The organism is Pseudomonas sp. AIG (genome assembly GCF_977020205.1).
On record NZ_CDROCK010000101.1, the window covers coordinates 1 to 6153 of the forward strand.

Here is a 6153-nt window from a genome sequence, read left to right on the forward strand (position 1 = left end):
TGTCGCTATCGCGAGCAGGCTCACTCCTACAATTTGGAATGCGTTCCCCTGTAGGAGTGAGCCTGCTCGCGATGACGCCCTGTCAACCGCCGCTGATTTCTGAGGTGTCCTTGATCAGATGCGCCGCCAACGTCCGCAACGGCCCCAACTGCCGGCAGATCAACGCCAACTGCGTCTGCACCAACCGCTGTCCTTCATCGATCTCATCGGCCATCTGTTCCAGCTCATTGGCCAGCGCTTCTTCTTCGTCACTCTGAATCGCCACCGGCTGCTTGTTCGCCAGCCCTTGGGCGATTTCATCGATGCTCGTCGCCAGTTTCACCCCGGCGCCATCAATCAAATGCTCACGCACATCCGCCGGCAACTGGGTCTCGCGATGCGCGCCAAGCCCTGACAGATAACTCAACAGCGTGTGCGACAACACCAGAAAGCGGAAACCGACATCCGCTTCCTTCCGGAAATGCCCCGGCTCCATGAGCATGTTCGCCAGCGTTGTCGACAGCGCCGCATCGGCGTTGTGCGCGTTGCGTCGGGCCAGACGATAGGCGAGGTCGTCGCTCTTGCCGGCGGCGTATTGCTGCATGATCTGGCGCAGGTAGATGCTGTTGCAGGTCAGGGTGTTGGCCAGCACTTTGTTCAGCCGTCGACCCTGCCAGTCCGGCAGGAACAGGAACACCGTCAGGCCGGCAATCAGGCTGCCGAGCAAGGTATCGAACAACCGTGGCAGGAACAGCCCGTAACCGTCACCGACCTGGTTGAAGCAGAACAGCACCATGATGGTGATCGCCGCCGTCGCCAAGGTGTAGCGGGTGGTGCGGTTGGTAAAGAACACCACGCCGGCAGCGATGGCGAAACACGACTGCACCAGTGGGCTTGGGAACAGATCGAACAGCGCCCACGCCACGGTCAGGCCGATGGCGGTGCCGAAAATTCGCTGACCGAGTTTGCGCCGCGTCGCGCCGTAGTTCGGCTGGCAGACAAACAGGGTGGTGAGGATGATCCAATAGCCCTGCGACGGGTGAATCAGATGCACCATGCCGTAGCCGATACTCAGCGCCAATGGCAGGCGCAGGGCATGACGGAATAGCAAAGAGGTCGGCGTCAGCTGCGTGCGCAGGCGAACCCAGACGTCCTTGAGATTGCGCGGCGAGCGGTCGAGCAGGCTGCTGTCGGTCGCATCGGCCAAGGCGTCGGGATTACTCGCGTCGCTGAGCAAACGGTCGAGAGTGCCAAGGTTGGCCGCCAGTGCGCGCAACGAACGCAGGAGTCCGCGCCATGCCGGGTTGCTCTGGATGCGCAGGTGTTCGAGGGAGGCGTCGAGGTCGCTCAGGGCTTCGGCGAAACTCGCGTCGTAAATGAACGGCTGGCGCAACTGGATCGACTCGGCCAGTGCTCGGCAAGCTTTGCCTTGCTGGCGCAGCAGGCGTTGGCAGCGGAACAGCACATCACTGTGGAAGAACGCTTCGGCCAGTGCGTTGTACGGATAGTGCGAGGAACTGGCGCGTTCGTGGATGTCCTGAGCGAGGAAGTACAGCTTCAGGTAGCGACTGACTTTCGAGCCGGGGCGGCCGTTGCCGACGCGGTGCAGGATGATTTCCTTGGCACTGTTCAGCGCCGCCACCACACGGCCGTTCTGCTGGGCCAGTTCCAGACGCCGCGCTTCGACGTCCATCTGCCGGATCGGCTCGAACAGCGACGATTTCAGCTTCAGGTAAAAACCCAGTTCACGGAACAACCGCGCCAGACTCTGCTGCACCGGCTGGTTGGAAAACAGCGCCTGCCACAGCACCGAGAGCAAGCCGTACCACGCGGCGCCGGCAACGAGCAGCATCGGCTCGTGCCAGAAATCGGTGACCGCGCCGCCGCGCTGATCAACGCCGATCATCGTGTACACCGACAGAATCAACGTCGCCGAGGCAATCGCGCCATAACGCTCGCCGAGCGCACCGAGCATGGTCAGGCCGAAACTGGCCAGCGCCAAAGCAATGGCAAAGACGATGGGGTAGGGGAAGAGTAATTCGACCGACAGCGCGGCGATGCTGAAACACACCAGCGTCACCGCGAGAGCATTGAGGCGGCCCTGCCAACTGTCGTCGGTTTCGGCCAGGGCGCTGGCGATGATGCCGAGGAACAACGGGATCAGCAGGCCCATTTCATCCTGATACCAGCACAGCGCCATGCTGCCGGTCAGGGCGATGAACACCCGCACGCTGTAGCTGAATTTATCCAGCGCCCACAGGCGCCGCAAAGACTGACGAAACGAGGTCGAGGACATGAAGTGCGAAGGCCTTCCGAGGCGATGCCGCTAAATTGAGCCAGTAATGACGCCGACGCAATGGCGCCGATCACATCTGACAGCAAAAAGTGTTCCTTACTGCATCACACATAACAACTGTAGGAGTGAGCCTGCTCGCGATAGCGGTGTGTCAGTCACCGAATTTATTGGCTGACAGACCGCTATCGCGAGCAGGCTCACTCCTACAAGGTTTTGCGTTTGATTCTGGATTAAGCGTACTGCGCGGCGGCGTAGCCGGAGGCCCACGCCCACTGGAAGTTGAAGCCGCCCAGATGGCCAGTGACGTCGAGCACTTCGCCGATGAAGTACAGGCCCGGGCTTTTCAGCGATTCCATGGTTTTCGACGACACTTCGCGGGTGTCGACGCCACCCAGTGTGACCTCGGCCGTGCGATAACCTTCCGTGCCCGCCGGCACGACTTTCCAGCTGCCCAGCTTCTCGGCGATTTCCGCCAGCTCAGCGTGGGTGTATTGCTTCATCGGCTTGGACACGAACCAGTTGTCCGCCAGCAAATTGGCCATCTTCTTGGTGAAGATTTCACCGAGCAGGGTTTTCAACTCGCTGTTCGGGCGCTCGGCCACTTGCTCTTGCAACCAGCTCGCCGCGTCATGATCCGGCAACAGGTTGATCTCCACCGTGTCGCCGGATTCCCAGAACGAGGAAATCTGCAAAACCGCCGGGCCACTGAGGCCACGGTGAGTGAACAGGATGTTCTCGCGAAAGCTCTGATCGTTGCAGCTGACCAGACAATCCACCGACGTCCCCGACAACTCGGTGCAGAGTTCCTTGAGCTGATCGGTGATGGTGAACGGCACCAGGCCCGCGCGGGTCGGCAGCAGTTCATGGCCGAACTGCTTGGCGACCTGATAACCGAAACCGGTGGCGCCCAGCGTCGGGATGGACAGACCGCCGGTGGCGATCACCAGCGACTGGCACTGAATCTGGCCGAGGGTGGTGTGGAGCAGGTAACCGCTTTCGAGCTTCTCGATCGTTTGAATCGACGTGTCCAGATGCAGCTCGACGCCGGCCTGATCGCACTCGGTGAGGAGCATTTCGAGAATGTCGCTGGATTTGTTATCGCAGAACAACTGGCCGAGTTTCTTCTCGTGGTACGGCACGGCGTGTTTGCCGACCATGCCGATGAAATCCCACTGGGTGTAACGCGCCAGCGCGGATTTGCAGAAATGCGGATTCTGCGAGAGGAAATTGCTCGGCTCGGTGTACATGTTGGTGAAATTGCAGCGGCCACCGCCCGACATCAGGATTTTCTTGCCGGCCTTGTTCGCGTGGTCGAGCAGCAATACCTGACGCCCACGCCCGGCGGCGGTCAGTGCACACATCAACCCAGCGGCGCCAGCGCCAATGATCACGACTTCGGTAGAGCGCAAAACGGTGTCCTCACACAATGATCGTTCCCACGCTCTGCGTGGGAATGCCGCCATGGACGCTCTGCGTCCGTTGTTGTGTGACGCGGAGCGTCACGGGATGCATCCCCACGCGGAGCGTGGGAACGATCAGGTCAGAGGATACGTACGCGCAGCGAACGGCCCTTGATCTTGCCGTCGTTCAAACGCTGCAAGGCCTGCATGGCTACGGTGCGATCCACGGCGACGTAAGCCTGGAAATCGAAGATCGCGATCTTGCCAACCTGTGCACCGGGAATGCCGGCATCACCCGTCAATGCACCCAGAATGTCGCCCGGGCGAACCTTGTCTTTACGGCCCGCACCGATGCACAGCGTGGTCATCGGCGGTTGCAGCGGGGCGAGGCCCTGGGACTTGAGGTTATCGACCTGATCCCAGTTCAACGGCGATTTTTGCAGCTGTTCGATGGCTTGAGCACGATGCGCTTCGCCCGGAGCAACCAGGCTGATCGCGATGCCTTTCTCGCCAGCACGTCCGGTACGGCCAACACGGTGAATGTGGATTTCCGAATCACGCGCCAGTTCGACGTTGATCACCATGTCCAGCGCATCGATGTCCAGACCACGGGCGGCGACGTCGGTGGCGACCAGTACCGAGGTACTGCGGTTGGCGAACATGGCCAATACCTGATCGCGGTCACGCTGTTCCAGATCGCCGTGCAGGCCGACGGCGGAAATGCCTTTGGCGGTCAGGTGATCAACGGTTTCCTGCACTTGCTGCTTGGTGAAGCAGAACGCCACGCACGACGCCGGGCGGAAGTGGTGCAGGACTTTGGTCACCACGCTCATGCGATCTTCCGGGGAAATCTCGTAGAAACGCTGCTCGATCTGCGTGTCATCGTGAAACGCCTCGGCTTTCACCGTTTGCGGGTCACGCATGAACTTCGACGCCAACTGTTTGATGCCCACCGGGTAAGTCGCGGAGAACAGCAGGGTCTGACGACGCTCCGGGGTCTTGACGATGATGTCTTCGATGGCGTCGTAGAAACCCATGTCGAGCATGCGGTCGGCTTCATCGAGGATCAGCGTGTTCAGGCCATCGAGGACCAGCGAACCCTTGCGCAGGTGCTGCTGAATACGGCCCGGGGTACCAACGATGATGTGTGCGCCGTGTTCCAGCGAAGCGATCTGCGGGCCGAACGACACGCCGCCGCACAGGGTCAGGACTTTGATGTTGTCTTCGGCGCGGGCCAGACGACGGATTTCCTTGGCGACCTGGTCGGCCAGCTCGCGCGTCGGGCAGATCACCAGTGCCTGGCAACCGAAGTAGCGCGGATTGATCGGGTTGAGCAGGCCGATGCCGAACGCGGCGGTCTTGCCGCTGCCGGTCTTGGCCTGGGCGATCAGGTCCATCCCCTTGAGGATCACCGGCAAGCTCTGCGCCTGGATCGGCGTCATCTGGGCATAACCGAGGGATTCGAGGTTAGCCAGCATGGCGGCGGACAGCGGCAGAGTATTAAAAGCGGTGGCGATGGTGGTCACGGGACTGGCCTGCAAAACAAAATGTCGCGCAGTGTAGCAGCCCCGTGCCACTTTCTTCGAAAGTTCTGGACGAACAGTGATTAATGTTCGATGTGTTCTTCCGGGCGTTTGGCGCGGCGGCCGTCTTCTTTCGACAGTTGCGAGAAGATCGTCGCGGCAAGCATCGCCATGATCCCGACCGTGACGAAGGTCAGCTGGAACGCGCCGAGCACGGTGTCCACGCCATCGTTACCGATCTCTGCCGTAAACCCACCGAGCAACGCACCGGCGCACGCCACCCCGAGACTCAGCGACAACTGCGCCACCACCGAGAGCAAGCTGTTGCCACTGCTGGCGCTCGCATCGTCGAGGTCGATCAGCGTTACGGTGTTCATCGCGGTGAATTGCAGCGAGTTGATCGCCCCTAGCACTGCCAGCAGACACAGCAGTAGCCAGTACGGCGTCTGTTCGCTGACCAGGCCCATGCTCGCCAGCATGATCCCCAGCGCCAGGGTGTTGCCGGTGAGGACGATGCGATAACCCAGACGCTCGATCAGCGGCCGCGCCACCCACTTGGCGATCATCGCCGCAGCCGCCAGCGGCAGCATGCTCATCCCCGCTTGCGACGGCGAATAGCCGAGCGCCACTTGCAGCAGCAACGGCACCAGAAACGGCAGTGCGCCGCTGCCCAAACGCGCGAAGAGGTTGCCGAGGATACCGACAGCAAACGTGCGGGTCTTGAACAGCGACGGTGCGAACAACGGGTTTTCGATGTGCCCGGCGCGCAACCAGTACGCCGCCAGACAGGCCATGCCGCCGAACAGCAGCAACATCACCCGCAGGTGCGGCAGGTGCAATTCGCCGAGGCCTTCCATGGCGATGGTGATGAGGATCATTGCCGCGCCGAACAGCAGGAAGCCGAGGCTATCGAAGCGCGTGCGTTCGGTGCCGCGCAGGTCGGGGATGAATTTCC

At 61.2% G+C, this 6153-nt stretch carries 4 protein-coding genes; all 4 read right to left on the bottom strand.

From position 1 onward, the window contains the following. Window positions 1-82: 82 nt before the first annotated feature. The gene (yccS, locus tag ACWR1S_RS30410) at window positions 83-2275 is read right to left on the bottom strand and encodes a YccS family putative transporter (protein WP_454566085.1); all 2193 of its coding nucleotides are present in this window, start codon (window positions 2273-2275) and stop codon (window positions 83-85) included. 230 nt (window positions 2276-2505) lie between these two features. After that, on the bottom strand, window positions 2506-3684 hold the full coding sequence (locus tag ACWR1S_RS30415; protein WP_454566086.1) for an NAD(P)/FAD-dependent oxidoreductase: 1179 nt from the start codon (window positions 3682-3684) through the stop codon (window positions 2506-2508). A 131-nt stretch (window positions 3685-3815) separates the two neighbouring features. Next, window positions 3816-5201 (bottom strand): ATP-dependent RNA helicase DbpA, encoded by a 1386-nt coding sequence (dbpA, locus tag ACWR1S_RS30420; RefSeq protein ID WP_008085781.1) that lies wholly within the window; start codon window positions 5199-5201, stop codon window positions 3816-3818. 80 nt (window positions 5202-5281) lie between these two features. Further along, window positions 5282-6153 (bottom strand): MFS transporter (locus ACWR1S_RS30425; RefSeq protein ID WP_454566087.1); only part of this gene is annotated, 872 nt, incomplete at its 5' end.